Origin of the sequence: Streptomyces sp. P17, assembly GCF_032436805.1 — a bacterium.
GTDB lineage: Bacteria > Actinomycetota > Actinomycetes > Streptomycetales > Streptomycetaceae > Streptomyces.
This window is the reverse complement of record NZ_JAVRBF010000745.1, coordinates 1-276: the sequence shown is the minus strand read 5'-3', so window position 1 is coordinate 276 and position 276 is coordinate 1. Positions and strand designations below refer to the sequence as shown.

Annotated in this window: 1 protein-coding gene; it reads left to right on the top strand. The window is 40.2% G+C overall.

Annotated features, from left to right (window positions below; all coding sequences use genetic code 11):
• Positions 1–19 precede the first annotated feature (19 nt).
• A partial coding sequence (locus RMT89_RS42790) for a hypothetical protein (protein WP_315889162.1) occupies positions 20–276 on the top strand: 257 nt, incomplete at its 3' end.

Genomic DNA, 276 nt, shown 5'->3' with positions numbered 1-276 from the left:
TAGTGTGATTGAAGGTATCGTGGATCAACCGATCGATGTTTTCGTCGTATCAAGCCAACCGTTAGATGAGATTACGCTAGTTGTAGCGAAAGAAGCATTGATCGTGGAAGAAGAATTTGCTGCAGAAGTGAAGAGTAAAAAGCTGTCTGAAGAAGAACAGGAATGGAAGCTTACCTTTGATGAAGAGCTAATGGAGTTCGAGATTCCTATCGTCTTTAATAAAATAGGCGATTATCAACTGATTATAGGTGAAGCGGAACTAACGATCGAAGTACA